At 58.6% G+C, this 266-nt stretch carries 1 protein-coding gene; it reads right to left on the reverse strand.

Annotated elements, in window-relative coordinates:
- Positions 1-266: TraC family protein (locus AAEZ22_RS18415; protein WP_352298498.1), on the reverse strand; the 266-nt coding region annotated here is incomplete at both ends.

Below are 266 nucleotides of genomic sequence, written 5' to 3' on the forward strand. Positions count from 1 at the left end.
TCGTGACCGCGTACGTAGAACGCCAGGGTTCCTCGGTACAGCTTGTGCTGGCGGCCGATGATCGCGCGAGCCTCTTCGACATCCTGACGAGTCTGGGTCGAGGCCAGGTTTTCACCGATGGCTTTGCGAGCTAGGCGGTTCAACTGATCCTCGAGTACATCCTGTGGTTTGACCATTAAGGTCAGACTCGTCACCGTACCTTCGGGTAACTGGTCGAACAGCGCATTCACCGCGTCACCCTTGCGGGTTTCGCCGGTGAGTTGACC

The sequence above is a fragment of the Pseudoalteromonas sp. 20-MNA-CIBAN-0454 genome, from assembly GCF_040308685.1.
Lineage (GTDB): Bacteria > Pseudomonadota > Gammaproteobacteria > Enterobacterales > Alteromonadaceae > Pseudoalteromonas > Pseudoalteromonas nigrifaciens.